Annotated in this window: 12 protein-coding genes; 4 read left to right on the top strand and 8 right to left on the bottom strand. The window is 76.8% G+C overall.

Annotation, left to right across the window (positions count from 1 at the left end; genetic code table 11):
• Window positions 1–49: 49 nt before the first annotated feature.
• The 5 genes from ACZ4MO_RS09795 to ACZ4MO_RS09775 all read right to left on the bottom strand — a co-directional run bounded on the left by ACZ4MO_RS09795 (window position 50) and on the right by ACZ4MO_RS09775 (window position 10537).
• Window positions 50–4540 (bottom strand): FtsK/SpoIIIE domain-containing protein, encoded by a 4491-nt coding sequence (locus tag ACZ4MO_RS09795; RefSeq protein ID WP_175009097.1) that lies wholly within the window; start codon window positions 4538–4540, stop codon window positions 50–52.
• A gap of 113 nt (window positions 4541–4653) precedes the next feature.
• A complete protein-coding gene (locus tag ACZ4MO_RS09790) occupies window positions 4654–7188 on the bottom strand; it encodes an ABC transporter permease (RefSeq protein ID WP_499278783.1) in 2535 nt (844 codons plus the stop codon).
• A gap of 23 nt (window positions 7189–7211) precedes the next feature.
• The gene (locus ACZ4MO_RS09785) at window positions 7212–8033 is read right to left on the bottom strand and encodes an ATP-binding cassette domain-containing protein (RefSeq protein ID WP_175009099.1); all 822 of its coding nucleotides are present in this window, start codon (window positions 8031–8033) and stop codon (window positions 7212–7214) included.
• A 219-nt stretch (window positions 8034–8252) separates the two neighbouring features.
• A complete protein-coding gene (locus ACZ4MO_RS09780; protein ID WP_175009100.1) occupies window positions 8253–8987 on the bottom strand; it encodes a response regulator in 735 nt (244 codons plus the stop codon).
• Window positions 8984–10537 carry a DUF7134 domain-containing protein gene (locus ACZ4MO_RS09775; protein WP_175009101.1) on the bottom strand — a complete coding sequence of 518 codons (1554 nt, stop codon included), beginning with the start codon at window positions 10535–10537 and terminating at the stop codon, window positions 8984–8986. Before ACZ4MO_RS09775 ends, ACZ4MO_RS09780 begins: the two co-directional genes overlap by 4 nt.
• A gap of 104 nt (window positions 10538–10641) precedes the next feature.
• Here ACZ4MO_RS09775 and ACZ4MO_RS09770 point away from each other — a divergent pair, with 104 nt between their 5' ends.
• Window positions 10642–11325, top strand: coding sequence for a response regulator transcription factor (locus tag ACZ4MO_RS09770; RefSeq protein WP_031316534.1), 684 nt, complete (start codon window positions 10642–10644; stop codon window positions 11323–11325).
• 55 nt (window positions 11326–11380) lie between these two features.
• Complete coding sequence (locus ACZ4MO_RS09765; protein WP_499278781.1) at window positions 11381–12697, top strand: sensor histidine kinase; 1317 nt, start codon at window positions 11381–11383, stop codon at window positions 12695–12697.
• A gap of 22 nt (window positions 12698–12719) precedes the next feature.
• On the opposite strand, the gene ACZ4MO_RS09760 is transcribed toward ACZ4MO_RS09765, so the two are convergent.
• Window positions 12720–13271, bottom strand: a complete 552-nt coding sequence (locus ACZ4MO_RS09760) for a GtrA family protein (protein WP_175009103.1) — start codon at window positions 13269–13271, stop codon at window positions 12720–12722.
• A 165-nt stretch (window positions 13272–13436) separates the two neighbouring features.
• Between ACZ4MO_RS09760 and ACZ4MO_RS09755 the strand changes: the two genes are divergently transcribed.
• Both ACZ4MO_RS09755 and purE read left to right on the top strand, forming a co-directional pair.
• A complete protein-coding gene (locus ACZ4MO_RS09755; RefSeq protein WP_175009104.1) occupies window positions 13437–14678 on the top strand; it encodes a 5-(carboxyamino)imidazole ribonucleotide synthase in 1242 nt (413 codons plus the stop codon).
• A complete protein-coding gene (gene purE / locus ACZ4MO_RS09750; protein ID WP_175009105.1) occupies window positions 14675–15214 on the top strand; it encodes a 5-(carboxyamino)imidazole ribonucleotide mutase in 540 nt (179 codons plus the stop codon). Before ACZ4MO_RS09755 ends, purE begins: the two co-directional genes overlap by 4 nt.
• A gap of 9 nt (window positions 15215–15223) precedes the next feature.
• Here purE and ACZ4MO_RS09745 read toward each other — a convergent pair whose 3' ends face one another.
• Both ACZ4MO_RS09745 and ACZ4MO_RS09740 read right to left on the bottom strand, forming a co-directional pair.
• The gene (locus tag ACZ4MO_RS09745) at window positions 15224–16669 is read right to left on the bottom strand and encodes an LCP family glycopolymer transferase (RefSeq protein ID WP_175009106.1); all 1446 of its coding nucleotides are present in this window, start codon (window positions 16667–16669) and stop codon (window positions 15224–15226) included.
• A gap of 4 nt (window positions 16670–16673) precedes the next feature.
• Window positions 16674–17948 carry an LCP family protein gene (locus ACZ4MO_RS09740; RefSeq protein WP_255437255.1) on the bottom strand — a complete coding sequence of 425 codons (1275 nt, stop codon included), beginning with the start codon at window positions 17946–17948 and terminating at the stop codon, window positions 16674–16676.
• Window positions 17949–17960: the final 12 nt, after the last annotated feature.

Genomic DNA, 17960 nt, shown 5'->3' with positions numbered 1-17960 from the left:
GCCGGGCGGCTCGCCCCTCACGGGCGGGCACCGGGCTGCGGCTCGGCCGTCACGGGCGGGCGACCTGGAGCGGCGCCAGCCGCGTGCCCTGGACCAGCACCCCTCGACCCGGTCGGGGCCGACCAGGTTCGGTGAGCCACTCCAGCCCGTGCCCGAACACCTCGGCGCTCCCGCGCTCCCGCGGCGCGAGGACGACGCCGCAGCGCGCCCCGCGCAGGTCCGCGAGCGGGCCGCGCAAGGCCGAGGCCGCGGCGCCCGTCGTCGCCGACGCGAGCAGCACGAGCCCGTCGCGGCACAGCGCTGCGAGCCGCTCGGCCTCGAGCACGCAGAGCTGGGTCAGCACGTCCAGGTCGTCGACCACCACGACCTCCGGTGCCGTCGCTCTGCCCAGGGACGCCGCGCCGGCTCGGTCCGCCTCCAGCGTGTCGAGGAGCCGCGCGACGTCCGCGGGCGCGTACCGCCGCACGACGATCGTCCCGTTCCCGTTCCCGTTCCTCTTGCCGTCGTCGTCCACCTGCCCGCCCCCGGTCCGGCCGGTGGTGCGCGCGATGCGTCCGGGGCCGGGCACCGCCGTGCCGGCCAGCGCGTCGTCCCGGGTGACGATCGCGCGGAGCGAACCGGTGCGAGCCACGTGGCGGGCGAGGAGCGCGAGCGTGCTCGTGCGGCCGGAGCCGGGCGGACCGACCACGAGCGCGCCGCGCCCGACGTCCATCCACAGCGTCCGGCCGTCGTCGCCGCCCCGGCCGACCGGGACGCCGGTGGGTCCCCGGGCGGGCGCAGCGTCCGCGTCGTCGCCGTCGGCCCAGGCGACCGTGCGGTCCGCGTCCGCGGCGGCCCCGGCGGGGAACCGGTCGACGCCGGCGGTCGCGCGTCCGGCGACGTCGAGGTCGGCGGCCGCGACGTCGTCGGGCAGCGGGTGCAGCCGGAACGCGCCCCGGCGGGTCGTCGCAGGGAGCTCGGTCCACCCACGCGAACCCTCCGGTGCCACCGCGACCTGGCACACCAGCGGGTCGCCCGGGCCTAGCCACACCGCCCGGCCCGGCGGGCCGCCCTGTCCGGCGAGCGCCGCGGGCACGCCGAGCGACACGTCGTCGTGCCGGTCGCGTGACGCGAGGACCGCCCGGACGCCGACGAGCGACACCAGCCCGCCGACCGTCGGCCCGCTCGCGCTCACCGCGACGGCGGCGGGGGAGTCGGCGAGCACGTCCGCGAGGGCGTCGGCGCCCGCCCCGCCCGCGACCCCGGCGAGCACGCCGCGGACGACCTCGACGTCGTCGACGAGGAGCAGGGTGCGGCCGGTCGTGCGGTCGAGCCCCGCGGGCCGGGGCTGACCGTCGTCGTGCCCGGCCAGGAGCCGGAGGAGGCGGACGACGCGGCGCGGGTCGCTCCGGTCCACGACCGTCCCGGTGCCGGGGTGCGCCGCGAGGCCGGCGAGCCCCGACCCGATCGCGTGGACCGACCAGCCGCGCTCGAGCGCGGCCCGCCCGACGGTGCGCAGCGCCGTGGTCCGGCCCGACCGGGCCCGGCCCTGGACCGCGAGGTGACCGTCGCGCGGGTCCCAGCGGACCACCGTGCGGCGCTGGAGGGCAGGCAGGTCGCCGAGTGCGAGGGGCAGCGCGCGGTCGTCGCGGCGCACCTCCCCGCCCCCGCCCTCGGTCCCCTCGATGGCTCCGCGCCCCCCGTCCACCCCGCGCCCGTCCACCCCGCGCCCGTCCGCCGCCGGGTCGCCCCCCACGTGCGCGCCCGTCTTGCGGTCGCGCGCCGCGAGCACGCCCGCCTCGTCGTCCGGCTCGTCGACCCCGTCGAGGTCGTCCGGCCCGACGCGGGCGGGCAGGGCGGGGAGCCATGGCGCGGGGTGGGGACTCAGGCCTGACCGGGCGGCGACCTCGCGTGCCGCCGCGACGAGGAGCGGCAGGTGGTCGGCTGCCCGGCCCGGCGCGGGCCCGCCCGGCCCGCGCTCCGTGCCCCACGGGTCCGCGATCCGCACGCGAGCCTCCGGCAACGCGAGCGGCCCGCCGGCACGCGCGCACTGCACGGCGACCGGCGGCTCGGCGCCGCGGCGCAGGACCAGGCGCCCCGGGATCGACGCCGGGACGTGGGCCGCGTGCGGCGCGTCGACGACGTCGCGCGAGTCGGCCACGTCCACGACCCGGAGCGCGAGCCGCAGCGTGACGTTCGCCCGCACGTCGGCGCTGACGGCGCCGGCGGGCCGCTGCGTCGCGAGGACCAGGTGCACGCCGAGCGACCGGCCCTGCGCGGCCACGCGCAGCAGCCCGGGCACGACGTCCGGCAGGTCGTCGGCGAGCGCGCGGAACTCGTCCACCACGACCACGAGGCGCGCGAGCCGTCCGCGCGGGAGGTCGTCGATGGTCGCGACGCCCGCCGTGGCCAGGAGGCGCTCGCGCCGGTGCAGCTCGGCCCGGAGCCCGGCGAGCGCGCGCCCCGCGAGCCCGGGGTCGAGGTCGGTCACCTGGCCCACGACGTGGGGCAGCCGACCGCACGCCCCGAAGCTCGCTCCGCCCTTGAAGTCGACGAGCGCGAACGACAGCTCGTCGGGCGAGCGCCCGAGCGCGAGCCCGGTGACGAGCGTCTGCAGGAGCTCCGACTTCCCGGAGCCCGTCGTGCCGGCGACGAGCACGTGCGGCCCGTCGCGGACGAGGTCGACGGAGACGGGCGCACCCCCTGAACCGACGCCGAGCACGGTCCGCAGCCCGTGCCCGTCCCGGTGCGACGCGTCCTGCCAGCGCTCGGCCGCCCACGTCGGGAGCCGGTCCGGCGCTCGCGGCGCCCCCAGCAGGGGACCCAGCGCGACCGCCGACGGCAGCGACCGCGCGGTGGGGTCGCCCGGGTCGGGCTCGCCCGCGCCGTCCCCGGCGCCGCCGCCGAGCCGACCGAGGTGCTCGGCCGCGGCGAGCCGCCGCGCGAGGCCGAGTGCCCACCGGGCGGTCACGCCGACGTGCTCGCGCGGCGTCGGGGCGCCGTCCGGACCCGCCACGACGGCGACGGCTCCCGACACGTCGACGAGCGTCCGGCACCACGCCGGGACGTGCGCCCGGTCCGCGAGGACCAGCAGCACGTCCGTGCCCCCCGCGGCGCACCGCTCCCACGCCCGCGAGAGCTCGCCCGCCGGCACGGGGCCGTCGACGACGACGAGGTCCGGCGGGGCCCCGGCGGCCAGGGCGTCGAGCGTCCGGACGGCACGGGCCTGCGGCAGCCAGCGGCACCACGACCACGCGTGCGGGTCCTGGGAGGCGTGCCGCACCGTCAGCACCGCCCCCGCCGCGAGGACCTCCGCGAGGACGGCGCGGGACCCGGCGAGCGCGGCATCGCGAGGCCCGACGACGGCCACGCAGCCGTCCGGCAGCCGGACCCGCGACGGGTTCGTCGCGCCCCGCGCCGCGATCAGCGCCCCGCCACCGGCCGAGCCCACGGGGCGGCCCGGCACCGTGCCGGCGGCGGTCCTTGCCGGCGCCGCTCCCGACGACCCGGCGTGCGCCGACGGAGCGCCCGGCGATCCCGCCGCCGGGTCGGCGCCCGCCGGGGCGAGCCGGGCGACCGTCGCCCACAGCAGGACGTCCGTGGGCCGGGGGTGCAGCGGATCCACCGGCGCGGTCCCGCGGACGGCCTCGGCGTCCGTCGACGCTCCGGGCCCGGGCGGGGCGGCGCGCTTCGCGGCGCGCCGACGGCGGGCCTCGGCGAGCGCGGGCCCGAGGACCGCGAGCGGCCCGACGAGCGCGAGCAGGGCGAGGAGGGGCTGACGCAGCGCCACCGCGAGCCCGATCGACGCGACGGCCGGCACGAGCGCGGTCGCGAGCTGCGTCGTCCCGAGGCGCCCCGGGTCGGCGGGACGGCCCGGAGCCACGGCGGGTCCGGTCCCGGGGCCGTGCACGAGCGCGGGCCGCGCACGCAGCGCGTACGTGCCGTCGGGCGTCACCAGGGCGCGACCGTCGCGCCAGCGCACCGCGCGCCACGAGCCCACCCGCCGCCCGGCCCGGGCCGGGCGCGCGTGGAGGAGGGCCGCGTCGTCGGGCACGCGGCGCGTGCCGTGCGGCACGCGCACCCGGACCCGGGGCCCGCGCCGCGTGGTGCGCCAGCGGACGTCGAGCCGGTCGACGCGCGCCCGGCCACGGGCGCTGCGCCCGACGGCGACGAGCCGCCCGGCCTCCGGGCCGCCCAGGACCGCGACGTGCCGGGGCGCCGCGAGCACGTGCTCCGGGGCCGGCCCGTCGTCGCGGGCCCGGGGGTCGGGGCCCCTCCGCGCGACCGCGACCGTCGTTCCGGGGAGGAGCGGCCGCGTGCCGCAGCGCTGGTCGTCGTCGACCGGGACGCCGTCCACGGCCAGCGGCGCCGTGCGCAGCTCGGGACGGCAGCCGAGGTCGGCGAGCGCAGGCCGTGCGTCGCCGAGGCGCGTGCCCGCGGCCAGCAGGACGTCCGTGCCCGGGTGGACCGTCACGCGCACCCACGCCGCGCCGTCGGGCCGGGGCGCGGGCGTGCCGCCCGGCGGTGCACCGGGAGCGAGGGGCGGGGCGGGGGAGCGCACCCGCTGATCGTGCCCGACGGCGGTCCGCGCCCGCCGCGCACGACCGCGCCCCTGTGGACGGGGGTCCGTCCACAGGGGCGCGTGTCGGCCGACGGCCGGTGGGGCGTGTCGGCTCAGTCCACGGCGAGCGCCGCGACGGGCGACGTCCGGGCCGCGGTGCGGCCGGGGACGACGGAGGCGACGAGACCCGCGACGAGGGCGACCACGAGCACGAGCGCGATGTCGCGCCACGGCACGGCGAGCGACACGTCGCCCATGACGCTCAGCGCCGTCGCTGCTCCGGCCCACCCGTAGAGCACGCCCAGTACGATCCCGAGGACCGCCCCGACGCCCGCGATGAGCATGCCCTCGATCGCGAGCATCCACCGCAGCTGCGTGCGGCTGAGGCCGATCGCCCGGAGCGTCGCGGACTCGCGTCGCCGCTCGATGACCGAGAGCGAGAGCGTGTTCGCCACGCCGATGAGCGCGATGACGACCGCGACGGCGAGCAGCCCGACGATGACCCCGAGGATCGTGTCGATGACGCTCTGCATCGCCGCGCGCTCGACGGCGATCCCGGCGACCTCCACGGGCGTGTCCGACTCCACGACGGCGTCCTGGATCGCGGGCACCACCTGTGCGGCGGCGCCGGTGTCGTCGAGGCCGACCCACAGCCGGGACATGAGGCCCGTCGGGTCGACGGCGCGCGCGTCGTCGACGGTGAGCAGCCCGCCGGAGCCGATGCCCCCGGTGCGGACGACCACGTCGAGCGTCTCGCCCGTCGGGCCCGTGAGCTCGGCGGTCTCGCCGTCCGCGAGGCCGTAGTTCTCCGCCTCGCCCTCCGAGAGGAGGACCGTCCCCGGACCGAAGGCCGCGAGGTCGTCCGGCGTCCGCACCACGGAGCGCGCGGCGTCGGGGTCGACCCCGTGGAACGACGTCTCGGTGCCGTCCGGCATGGTCACCGCCGTGGCGTACAGCTCGACGACGCGGGACACGCCCTCGGTGCCGGACACGGCCCGCACGACGTCGGACGGCACCGGCTCGCCGGTCGACCCGTACGCGTCCGTCGCGACCATGACGTCGACGGGGTACTGGTCGTCGAGCGCCGCGTCGAGCGACGTGCGGGCGCTCGCGGCGCCGGTCGACATCATGGCGACGAGCGTGACGCCGATGAGGAGCGCGGTGCTCGTCGCCGTGGTGCGGCGCGGGTTGCGCAGCGTGTTCGCGGTGGCGAGGCGCGCCGTCGACCCGGTGCCCGCGAGCAGCCGGCCGACGAACGCCACGACGGCGGGCAGCCAGTAGACCGCTCCGACGAGGACGCCCACGAACGACAGCGCGCCGCCGGCGACCCCGGCGAGGAGCCCGATCTCGGGCTTGTCGGTGAGCCCGAGCCAGATCCCGCCCGCGAGGACGGCGACGCCGCCCAGCGTGAGCAGGGACGCGAGGACGAGCCGCACGCGACCGCCGCCGCGCAGGATGCTCGGCGCGTCGGCCGGGCGCAGCGCCTCGAGCGGGGCGACGCGCGTGGCGGCGCGGGCGGGGGCGAGCGACGCGACGACCGTCACGAGCGTGCCGACCACGAGCGGCACGAGCACGACCACGGGCGTCACCGTGATGGTCGCGGGGACCGGGACGCCCAGGTCGGCGCCGCGGGCCACGAGGAGCGCGATCTGCGTGAGCAGGCCGCCCAGGACGATGCCGGCGAGCGAGGACACGACGCCGAGGATCGTCGCCTCGGTGAGCACGGACCGGGCGAGCTGCGCCTTGTTCGCGCCGACCGCCCGCAGGAGCGCGAGGGTGCGCGTGCGCTGCGCGACGAGGACCTGGAACGTGTTCGCGATGACGAGCGCCGCGACGAGCAGCGCGACGGCGGCGAACGAGAGGATGACGTAGGTGAAGACGTCCTGGTCGCCGGTCATCTTGCGCGCCTGGTCCTGGGCGTGCTCGTCCGGCGTGACGGCCTTCGCCCCGTCCGGCGAGGCGGCGACGAGCTCGGCGCGCGCCGTCTCGAGGTCCGTGCCGGGCGCGAGGCCCACCATCGCGGACGAGTACGTGCGGCCCGGGTCGTCGGGCGTGGTCTGCGCGGCCTCCCAGGCCGCGACGTCCTCGGCCGGGACCACGACGGCACCGCCCATCTGGGCGTAGGCGCCGAACGGGTCGTCGGTCGTGCCGACGACGGTCAGCTCGTCCCGGACCTCCGTGTAGTCGCCGCCGTCGGGCGCGGTGTCGTCCCACACGTTGCGCGAGCTGGTGACGGTGTCGCCGATCCCGACGCCGAGGCGCTCGGCCACGGCGGTCGGGAGCGAGATCTGGCCCGAGGCGGTGGGCATCGAGCCCTCGACGACCTCGAGCGCCTCGAAGCGCGGGTCGGACGGCGCCGGGACGCCGAGCTGGAACACGCGCTTCGCGCCGTGGGAGAGGTCGAGGTAGGTGAACGAGACCGCGTCGACGGCCTCGACGCCGGGCACGGAGCGCAGCGCCTCGACGTCCGGTGCCGTGAGGTCGTCCGGGGCCGACACGACCAGGTCGGCGTCGGCGTACTGCGCGGCGATCGAGTCGTTCGTGGTCTGGGTGATGACGTTGCCCGCGATGAGCGTCGCCGTGACGAAGGCCGTCCCGATGACGATCGCGACGCCGGCCGCGACGAGGCGGCCGATGCTGCGGCGCATCTGCGCCAGGGTGAGCCGGAACATCAGGCGCGCACCGCCTGCGACGCCGTCGGGGCGGGGCCGTCGGTGCCGGCGTCGAGCGTGCGCAGCGCGTCGAGCCCTGCGAGCACCGACTCGGGCGTCGGGTCGGTGATGTCGCCCGCGATGCGCCCGTCGGCGATGAGCACGACGCGGTCCGCGTAGGCCGCGGCCGTCGGGTCGTGCGTGACCATGATGATGGTGCGGCCGAGCTCGCGCACCGAGCGGCGCAGGAAGCTCAGCACCTCCGCGCCCGAGCGCGAGTCGAGGTTGCCCGTCGGCTCGTCGGCGAACACGACCTCCGGGCCGGCGATGAGGGCGCGCGCGATGGCGACGCGCTGCTGCTGCCCGCCGGACAGCTCGCTGGGACGGTGGCTCAGGCGTGCCTCGAGGCCGAGCGTGCGCACGAGCGTCTCGAACCACGCACGGTCGACCTTGCCGCCCGCGAGCTCGACGGGGAGCGTGATGTTCTGCTCCGCCGTGAACATCGGCAGCAGGTTGAACGACTGGAACACGAAGCCGACGCGGTCGCGGCGCAGCTGCGTGAGCGCGTTGTCGTTGAGGCGGGTGACCTCGGTGTCCCCGAGGAAGGCGTGCCCGCTGGTCGCGGTGTCGAGGCCCGCGAGCAGGTGCATGAGCGTCGACTTGCCCGAGCCCGACGGGCCCATGATGGCCGTGAAGTGACCGCGCTCGAAGTCCACGTCGACGCCGTCGAGCGCGTGCACCGCCGCCTCGCCCGTGCCGTAGGTCTTGCGCAGCGTGCGGGCCCGCACCGCGGGCGGGCCGGCGGGGGCCGGGTCGGTGGGTCGGTACACGGTCGTGTCCACGTCGTCTCCTGGTTCGTCGTGCCGCACGCGGACCGGTGGTCACGGGCGTGCGTCGGGATCGTGGACGACGCTACGGAGCGGGCCGGGCCCGCCGCGTCCCGCGACGGTCGGGTCCTGGCCGCGGGCCGGGTCATCCTCTGGTCGTAGACGTCCCCCGCCCAGGGCGGACACGACGGCGCCCCACCGGTCGGGGACCGGTGGGGCGCGGGCGGTGCGGGGTCAGGCGCCGGGGCGCACGAGCCCCGTCTCGTAGGCCGTCACGACGGCCTGGACGCGGTCGCGCGCGCCGAGCTTGGCGAGGATGCGCCCGACGTGGGTCTTGACCGTCGCCTCGGCGACGAACAGGTCGCTCGCGATCTCCGTGTTGGAGCGGCCGCGCGCCATGAGCACGAGCACCTCGCGCTCGCGCTCGGTGAGGCCCTCGACGGCCGCGTGCGCGGGCGAGTCCTGGACCTGCTCGGCGGGCAGCGCCGTCACGAGGTGCTCGAGCAGGCGCCGCGTGGACGACGGCGCGATGACCGCGTCGCCGCGGTGCACCGTCCGGATCGCGGCCAGCATCTCCTCTGGCGGCGCGTCCTTGAGCAGGAAGCCGCTCGCGCCCGAGCGGATGGCCTCGAGCACGTACTCGTCGAGGTCGAACGTCGTGAGGACGATGACCTTGGGGGCGTGCGCGCCGTCGGCCGCCGCCGCGGTGAGGCGCGCCGTCGTCTGGAGCCCGTCGAGGTGCGGCATGCGGACGTCCATGAGCACGACGTCGACCGGGTGGTCCGCGAGCAGGCGCAGCGCCTGGAGCCCGTCGCCCGCCTCGACGGCGACCGTGAGGTCCGGCTGGGAGTCGATCACCATGCGGAAGCCCGCGCGCACGAGCTGCTGGTCGTCGACGAGCGCGATGCGCACGGGGGCGTGCGGCTCGGCGGCGTACGCGTCGTCGGGCACGGGGAGGGCGTCGGTCATGGTGTCCTGTCGGTCGGTCCGGTCGGGGTCTCGCGCGCGGGTCGGGCGGGCGGCGGGGGCGGGGCGAAGACGCCCGGCGCCGGTCCCGCGGCCGTCGGGCCCGGTCCCGTCCTGCCCGGTCCCATCCTGCCCGACGGTCCCGTCCTGCCCGACGGCGCCGGGCCGGGCGGCACGGGCGCACGACCGGGGACCGGCGGCACGGGCAGGCGCAGGTGCACCCGGAACCCGCCGCCGGCGCGCGGCCCCACCTGGACGGACCCGCCGAAGAGCGCGGCCCGCTCGCGCATGCCGAGCACGCCGTACCCACCGGACCGGGCGTCCTGCCGGGCCTCGGCGGCGCTCGAGGCGCCCCGGCCGTCGTCCTCGATCTCGAGGTCGAGGGTCGTGGCGCCCCAGCGCACGACGACCGTCACCTCCGGGTCGGGGCCTGCGTGCTTGAGGACGTTGGTGAGCGCCTCCTGGCAGACGCGGTAGACCGTGAGCCCGGCCCCGGGCGGCAGGGGTCGTGCCTCGCCCACGCGCACGAACGACACGCGCATCCCGCTGTCGCGCACCTGGGCGACGAGGCTCTCGAGGTCGGCGGCGTCGGGCTGCGGCGCGCGCTCGAGCGCGGCCGGCGGGGGGTTGCCCGGGAGCTGCTGCGTGGGCGCGCCCGGTCCGGAGGGCCCTGGGCCGGGGACACCGCCGCGGCCCGCGGGCAGCGCGAGGGTGCCGGCCGGCCCGACCCCCGGTCCCGCCGCAGGCGGCCGCGGTGGTTCGGACCGCAGCACGCCGAGCAGACGGCGCATGTCGGCCAGGGCGGTGCGCCCCGTCTCCGAGACGGTCGCGAGCGCGCGGGCCGCGGCGTCGGGGTCGTGCACGGCGGCGTACCGGCCGCCGTCGGCCTGGGCGATGATGACGGACAGCGAGTGGGCCACGATGTCGTGCATCTCGCGGGCGATGCGCGCCCGTTCGGCCGCGGTCGCGATCTGGGCCTGCTGGTCGCGCTCGACCTCGAGGCGCTCCGCGCGGTCGACGAGCGCCGCGATCGTCTCGCGCCGGGACCGCCGCACCAGACCGAACGCCCAGACCGCGAGGAACGTCATCCCGCCGAACGCGGACGTGAGGAAGACCATGAGCGCGAGGTCGGTGAGCCGGCCCGACAGCAGCCCGAGCGCGACGCCCAGGACCACCGCGCCGACGAGCGACGCGACGATCGCGGTGCGGTGCGCCCAGCGCGGCCCGTAGACCGTGACCGAGTAGAGCGCGACGAGCACGGCGAAGTCGGCCGGGAAGATGAGGAGGTAGCCCGCGAGCAGGTGCACGAGCGCGACCGAGTACACCGTGACCGCCGACGCGAGCGGGTACGAGCGTCGCCAGGGGAGCGGCGCGAGGAGCAGCACGGCCCAGAACGCGGCCCAGCCGCCGCTCGTGCCGACGCCGCTCGCACCGGACGCGGAGAACGCCGCCGACGCGGGGACGAACGCCACCGCGAGGACGAGCGTGACGGTGAGGTCCACACCGAAGCGGTGCTCGTCGGACCACTGCCCGAGGCGCTCGTACCAACCCATGCGTCCAGCCTAGGCAGCGGGCGGTCGCACGGCGTCCGACCAGGGTCGCAGAGTTCACCGAGCACGATGGGACCGAAGTCGTACTGATGCCCTAGCATGAGCGAATGACCCACGTACTGCTAGCGGAGGACGACCCGGCGATTGCCGAACCTTTGGCGCGCGCACTGACACGTGAGGGTTACAACGTCGTCGTCCAAGGAACTGGTCAAGGGGCGATCGACTCGGCCAGCGGTGCGGACATCGTGGTGCTCGATCTGGGCCTTCCGGACATGGACGGCCTCGACGTCGCACGCGAGATCCGTCACAAGGGCCTGACCACGCCCGTGCTCGTCCTCACCGCGCGCGCCGACGAGGTCGACCTCGTCGTGGGCCTCGACGCGGGCGCCGACGACTACGTCACCAAGCCGTTCCGCCTCGCGGAGCTCCTCGCCCGGGTCCGGGCGCTCCTGCGCCGCTCGCACGGCGAGCAGGTCGACGAGGAGGAGCTCGCCGCGCAGGACGTCCGCATCGACGTCTCCGCGCACCGGGCGTTCCAGGGCGAGCGCGAGCTCCACCTGACCACCAAGGAGTTCGAGCTGCTGCGCGTGCTCGTCGCGAGCGCGGGCTCGGTCGTCGTCCGCGACGCGCTGATGCGCGACGTGTGGGGCTCGGAGCCCGTCGGCTCGACGAAGACGCTCGACATGCACGTGTCGTGGCTGCGCCGCAAGCTCGGTGACGACGCCAACGCGCCGCGCTACATCTCGACCGTCCGGGGCCTCGGCTTCCGCTTCGAGACCGGCGAGAGCTGACCGTCCCCTGACGGGACGAGGGACACGGGGAGCGAGGGGCAGCGTGCGGCGTCGGATGCTGCAGGCGACGGTGGCGGCCGTGGCCGTCGCCGTGATCCTCCTCGGGTTCCCCCTCGCCTTCTACGGCGCCCGGTTCGTGCTCCAGGGCGAGGTCGACGACGTCTCCTCGCGCGTGGAGCGCCTGTCCCGGTCCATCGACGCGCGTCTCGCGGCGGGCGACGAGATCCCGGACTACGTCATCGAGGACGCGGTCCAGCCGCGCGCGAGCGACCCGCCGGCGCACGTCTACGTCGCGCTGCCCGACGGCACGGTGCTCACCGCGGGCGACGAGATCACGGGCCGCGAGATCGAGCAGCCCCTGCACTCCGACTCCGGCGCGCTCGTGACCCTCACCGTCTCCTACTGGGACGCCTACCTCCGGGCCGCGCAGGTCGTGCTGCTCGTCGTGGCCGCGGCGATCGTCGCGTTCGCGGCGGGCATCGGGATGGCGGTGTGGCAGGCGAACCGCATCGCCGCGCCGCTCGTGTACCTCGCGGCGTCCGCGGAGCAGCTCGGCTCGGGGCAGGTCCGGCCACGCCTCGAACCCTCGGGCGTCGAGGAGATCGACCTGGTCGCGGCCGAGCTCGCGCGCAGCTCCGACCGGCTCGCGGGCCGGCTCGCCGCGGAGCGCCAGTTCGCCGCCGACGCGTCGCACCAGCTCCGCACGCCCCTCACGGCCCTGAGCATGCGGCTGGAGGAGATCTCGCTCGCCTCCGACGACCCGGCGGTCCAGGAGGAGGCGCGCATCTCCCTCGAGCAGGTCGAGCGCCTCGTCGGCGTCGTCGACGACCTCCTCGCGTCGTCCCGGCGCGCGCAGGGCGGGACGACGGAGGCGGTCAGCCTGCTCGACGTCGTGCACCAGCAGGAGGAGGAGTGGGTGCCGACGTTCGCGAAGGCGGGGCGCCGGCTCGTCGTCGACGTGCCGCCCGAGTACCAGGTGCTCGCGACGCCCGGTGCGCTCGCGCAGGTGCTGGCCACGCTCATCGAGAACTCCCTCAAGCACGGCGGCGGCACGACGACGGTCCGCGCCCGCCCGTCCGGCACGAGCGGCGCCATCGTCACCGAGGTGTCCGACGAGGGCGCGGGTGTCCCCGACGACCTCGCGCCGCGCATCTTCGAGCGCGAGGTCACGTCGGGCGCGGGGACGGGCCTCGGTCTCGCGCTCGCCCGGGACCTCGCCGCGTCCGACGGCGGTCGCCTGGAGCTCGCGCAGCGCCGGCCCGCGGTCTTCGCGCTCTTCCTCGCGGGGGTGCCGCGGCGCCTCGACCCGCGGGTCGTGCTGCCGACCGGGACGGCGGTCGCTGCCGGTCGGCGTCGGCGCCGGCGCGGCTGACGCGTCGCGGGACGCGGAGGGCTCAGTCGGCCCGCACGTCCGCGGGAGGGCGGGCCGCGCCGTCGGCGGCGGTGCCCGCCGGGGTGGCAGGAGCGTCGCGGTCTCCCGTGAAGACCAGGTGGCGGTACGCGACGTAGCGGAACGCCGTGCCCAGGGCGAGCCCCACGACGTTCGCCGAGATGTTCTTGGCGAGCGGCGACGTCAGCCCGAGCGCGTACGTCGAGATCGCGAGGCACCCCACCGCGATGAGCATGCCGCCCACGTTGACGACGACGAACGCGGCGAGCTCCCGCCCGCGCGACTGCGTGCGCCGGTCCGAGAACGTCCAGTACCGGTTGCCGACCCACGCCACGAGCGTCGCGACGGCGACGGAGACGATCTTCGCGGTGAGCGGCTTGTGCCCGAGCAGCTCGCCCGGGCCGAAGCTGAGCAGGTTGAACAGGCCGAGGTCGACGACGTACGCGAGCGCGCCGACCGAGCCGAACTTCGCGAGCTCGCGGACCCGCGCGAGCACCCGCTCGCGGCGCGACCCGGACGTCGCGGACGTCTCCGCTCGTCGGTCCAGGTCGCTCACCACCCCTCGAGGCTACCGGGCGGTCCGGGGCCCCGCCCGGGTGCGGTCCGTCGTCCGCCCTCCGCCCGGTTCCCGTCCGCCCCTCCACCCGGCGTCCGGCTGCCGTCCGTCCGACGGGCGGTCCGGGGCGGGCCGCTCCCGGGCCAGGCACTAGGGTGGGTGCACGTGGCAGCCCCAGTGATCGCCGTGGTCGGCGGAGGACAGCTCGCACGCATGATGGCCCCCGCGGCCGGGGAGCTCGGCGTGCACCTGCGCGTGCTCGTGGAGGCCGCGGACTCGTCCGCGGCCCAGGTCGTCGTGGACGCGCCCGTCGGCGTCGCGTCCGACGAGGCCGCGGTCCGCTCCCTCATCGCCCCGGCGGGCGCCGCCCCGGCGGACGTCCTGACGTTCGAGCACGAGCACGTCCCGAACGCGCTGCTCACCGACCTCCTCGAGCACGGCACGCCCGTGCGCCCCGGGCCGGACGCGCTCGTCCACGCCCAGGACAAGATCGTCATGCGCCGCCGGCTCACCGAGCTCGGCGTGCCGTGCCCGCGCTGGGCCGCGCTCCCCACGGACCCGGCGGCCGCCCGGGCCGCGCTCACCGACTTCCTCGACGAGGTCGGGGGCGAGGCCGTCGTGAAGACGGCGCGCGGCGGGTACGACGGCAAGGGCGTCCGCGTGGTCTCGGCCGCGGAGGGCGGCCCCGAGCAGGTCGCGGAGTGGATCGAGGCGGCCGCGGCGGACGGCCCCGAGCTCCTCGTCGAGGAGAAGGTCCCGTTCACGCGCGAGCTCGCTGTCCTCGTCGCCCGGCGCCCGAGCGGCGGCGCCGACGGGCAGGGCGAGGTGCGCACGTGGCCCGTCGTGGAGTCGATCCAGCGCGACGGCGTGTGCGCCGAGGTGATCGCGCCCGCACCCGGTCTCACCGACGCCGAGGCGGAGCGTGCGCGCGACGCCGCCGTGCGGATCGCCGAGGGGCTCGGCGTCACCGGCGTGCTCGCGGTGGAGATGTTCGAGGTCGCGGGGGAGGACGGACCGCGCGTGCTGGTCAACGAGCTCGCGATGCGGCCCCACAACTCCGGCCACTGGACGATCGACGGCGCGGTGACGAGCCAGTTCGAGCAGCACCTGCGTGCCGTGCTCGACCTCCCGCTCGGCGACACCGCCGCGACCGCGCGCTGGACCGTGATGGCGAACGTCCTCGGATCGACGCTCGACGCGCTCACCGACGCGCTGCCCGACGTCCTCGCCGCGTTCCCCGACGCGCGGGTCAACCTCTACGGCAAGGGCGTGCGTCCCGGGCGCAAGCTCGGCCACGTCAACGTGAGCGGCGACGACCTGGACGAGGTCCGGCGTCGGGCCCTGGCCGCCGCCGCGACCTTGCGGGGCGAGCACCCCGCGACCGACCCGAACGAGGAGCGCGCATGAGCAAGAACCCTGTCGTCGGCATCGTCATGGGGTCGGACTCCGACTGGCCCGTCATGGAGGCCGCCGCCGACGCTCTCGCCGAGTTCGACGTGCCCGTCGAGGTCGACGTCGTCTCCGCCCACCGCATGCCCGTCGAGATGATCGACTACGGTCGCACCGCCGCGGAGCGCGGCCTGCGCGTCGTCGTCGCGGGCGCCGGGGGAGCGGCCCACCTGCCGGGCATGCTCGCCGCCGTCACGCCCCTGCCCGTCATCGGGGTCCCGGTGCCGCTGCGCCACCTCGACGGCATGGACTCGCTCCTGTCGATCGTGCAGATGCCCGCGGGCGTCCCCGTCGCCACCGTCTCCGTCGGCGGCGCGCGGAACGCCGGGCTGCTCGCCGCGCGCATCCTCGCCGCGGGCACCGACGACGACGCCGCGCGGCTGCGCGAGCGCATGGTCGCCTTCCAGGCGGACCTCGGGGACCAGGCGCGCGCGAAGGGTGCCCGGCTGCGCGCGTCGCGCGCGGGGGAGCAGCGGACCGGCTTCGGCGCCTGAGCCGAGGCGTCAGCCCGTCGGCTGCGGCAGGCCGCCCACCTGACCGGGCGCGAGGTTGCCGTCCCGGATGTCGACCCAGAACTGGCCCACCGTCGCGGGGTCGAGCTGCACGGTCGAGCCCAGGTTGCCGCCGGGACGGAAGTCCGGGTTCGAGATCGGCGGCGTGCCGGTGATGCCGTCGGGCCCGTTGGCCTTGCGGAAGGCGAGCGCGAGCTTGCCGAGGTCCACGATGCCCGTCTTCTCGTCGACGGTGAGCGCCCCCAGCCCGGAGTCGAGGAGCGAGACCTGGTCGCCCGGACGGAAGAGGATGCTGGGGTTCGCGGCCTGCGAGCTGATCGCGCCGATGACCTGGCGCTGGCGCTCGGCCCGCCCGATGTCGCCCTGCGGGTCCGAGTACCGCATGCGCGAGAACGCGAGCGCGGTGTGTCCGTCGGCCGTGTGGCAGCCCGCCGTCCAGACCAGCTCGCTCTTCGGGTCGTCCACGTCGTAGTCGAGGCACAGCTCGACGCCGCCGACGGCGTCCACGATGCCCTCGACGCCGCCGAACCCGACCTCGACGTAGTGGTCGACCGTGAGGCCGGTGAGCTGCTCGACGGTCTGCACGAGCAGCGCCGGGCCGCCCCAGGAGTACGCCGAGTTGAGCTTGCCCGACCCGTTGCCCGGGATCTCCGCGTAGGTGTCGCGCGGCAGGCTGATGAGCGCGACGGGCCCGCTCGGCGGGGCGTGGAGGACCATGATCGTGTCCGTGCGGGCACCCTCGGTGCCGTCCTCGCTGATGCCGTCGCCTCGCGCGTCGGACCCGGCGAGCAGGTAGGTGTTGCCCGCGGTCCCGGGAGCGCCGGAGAGCGCCTCCACGTGCTGGATCTTGCCGTTGGCCCAGAGGAGCAGGCCGACGGGCCACGCCAGGAGCGCGACGATGACGACGCCGGCGACGAGCCCGACGACGCGGCCCCTGCGGACGCGGAAGCCGCCGCCCGGACGGGACGACCCGGGGGTCGAGGGCGGGCGCCCGGCGCCCGGACCACCGGGACCGGCCGTGCGCGGGCGGGGGGTCGCGGTGGGCCGCCGTCCCGGGCTCGCGGTCGCGGCGCGCGCGCCCGCGTGCGGTGACGACGAGACGCGGGCGGGGGCCGAGCGCTCGGGCGACCGCGCCGGCGCGACGGACGGGGGCAGCGCCGACGGCGCGGGCTCGCCCCGGGGGCGCGTGCGTCCCGCGGGCGGCGCCGGGGGCGGGGTGCCCTTGCGGGCCGGGGTCACGGGGATCTCCCGCGAGGACTGGCGCCGGATGCGCGGCTCGGCCCGGACGGCGTCGTCGGGCACGGACCGGGCCGGCAGCCGGGGGCGACCGCTGTTCCCGACGGCGATCGCGTCGTCGGCCGACGTCGGACGGGGCGAGCGACCGCCCTGGGGCGTGAAGCTCGGGGGCAGCGACCGAGGGTCGCGCGAGTCGGTCATGGTGTCATCCGCACTGGGAGGTCTCGTCGGCGGCGGAGAACGCCTCCTTGCCGGCTTCCTTCGTCTGCGCCGGCGCGGGGTCGGTCGCCGCGGGCTCCGGTGCGGGGGCGTCCTCGCCCTCGGGGGACGGTGGGGTGTCGGTCGCGGCGTCGCCCGTCGGCTGGTCGGCCGCAGGGACGGGCGCGACGATCGGCTCGTCCGCGCGCACCTTCGCCCACAGCTCGTCGGCCTCCGGGGTCCAGACGACCTTCGCGTCGGGGTCCCGCGGGTCCGGCGCGTTGGGAACGGTCATGAAGGTGATGTTGCCACTCGTCGCGCCCTGGAGGCTGAAGGCGAGCCCGGCGAGGCTCGGGATCGACGAGAGGTTGTCGCTCATCGTGAGCGACTTCGTGCCCGCGTCGACGAAACCGTAGATCTGGCCGAGGTCCGAGAGCAGGTTCTTCGACAGCACCTGGTTGACCGTCGCGGCGAGGAGCTGCTGCTGGCGGCCGATCCGGCTGAGGTCCGACCCGTCGCCCACGCCGTACCGGGCCCGCGCGAACCCGAGCGCCTGGGCACCGTCGAGCGTCTGCCACCCCGCGTCGAGCTTGAGGTCCGCCTTGGGCGAGTCGATCGCCTCGGGGATGCAGATCGGGACGCCGCCGATGGCCGTGACCATGTTCTGGAAGCCGGCGAAGTCGACGACGACGAAACCGTCGACGAAGACGTCGGTCAGGCTCTCGACGGTCGTGATGGTGCACGCGGCCGCCGAGTCGACGTCACCGCCGACGGTCGCGCCGTTGGCGAAGGCGGCGTTGAAGCGGGTGTTCGCCGGCGCGGTCGTCTTGCCGCTCGTGGTGTTGCACGCCGGGACGTCGACGCGCGAGTCGCGCGGGATCGAGATCATCTCCATGCGTGAGCGGTCCGACGACACGTGCACGAGGATCGTCGTGTCCGAGCGCATGCCCTCGACGCCCTCGACCTCGTGGCCGTTGTCGCCGCCCCGCTCGTCGGAGCCCATCACGAGGATGTTGAGCGGCTTGCCGGCGTTGGGGTCCGTCGGGTCGGGTCGCTCGGGGCGGTCCGTGAGGAGCCCGTCGATGTTCGACGACGAGATGTTGCCCTGGATGTTCGACAGCGCCGACGCCCCGCCGACTGCTCCGAACGCGAGGACCGCCGTGGCGACGAGACCGACCGAGCGCGCGACCCGGTGGTTGCGCAGCCGGCGTGCGTGCGCCGGACCGCGCGACGGCCGAGCGGCCGCGGCGCTGCGGTTCTGGGCGCGAGAGCGGTTGGTCACGGGGATCGAGCA

It is taken from the genome of Sphaerisporangium cinnabarinum, assembly GCF_055567015.1.
This window is presented reverse-complemented; position numbering and strand designations above follow the sequence as displayed.

Excerpts from the sequence above, each read along its gene's own strand:
- ACZ4MO_RS09780 (WP_175009100.1), bottom strand. The coding sequence starts at position 8,987 with ATGACCGACGCCCTCCCCGTGCCCGACGACGCGTACGCCGCCGAGCCG.
- ACZ4MO_RS09770 (WP_031316534.1), top strand. The coding sequence starts at position 10,642 with ATGACCCACGTACTGCTAGCGGAGGACGACCCGGCGATTGCCGAACCT.
- ACZ4MO_RS09765 (WP_499278781.1), top strand. The coding sequence starts at position 11,381 with ATGCTGCAGGCGACGGTGGCGGCCGTGGCCGTCGCCGTGATCCTCCTC.
- ACZ4MO_RS09775 (WP_175009101.1), bottom strand. The coding sequence starts at position 10,537 with ATGGGTTGGTACGAGCGCCTCGGGCAGTGGTCCGACGAGCACCGCTTC.
- purE (WP_175009105.1), top strand. The coding sequence starts at position 14,675 with ATGAGCAAGAACCCTGTCGTCGGCATCGTCATGGGGTCGGACTCCGAC.
- ACZ4MO_RS09790 (WP_499278783.1), bottom strand. The coding sequence starts at position 7,188 with ATGCGCCGCAGCATCGGCCGCCTCGTCGCGGCCGGCGTCGCGATCGTC.
- ACZ4MO_RS09745 (WP_175009106.1), bottom strand. The coding sequence starts at position 16,669 with ATGACCGACTCGCGCGACCCTCGGTCGCTGCCCCCGAGCTTCACGCCC.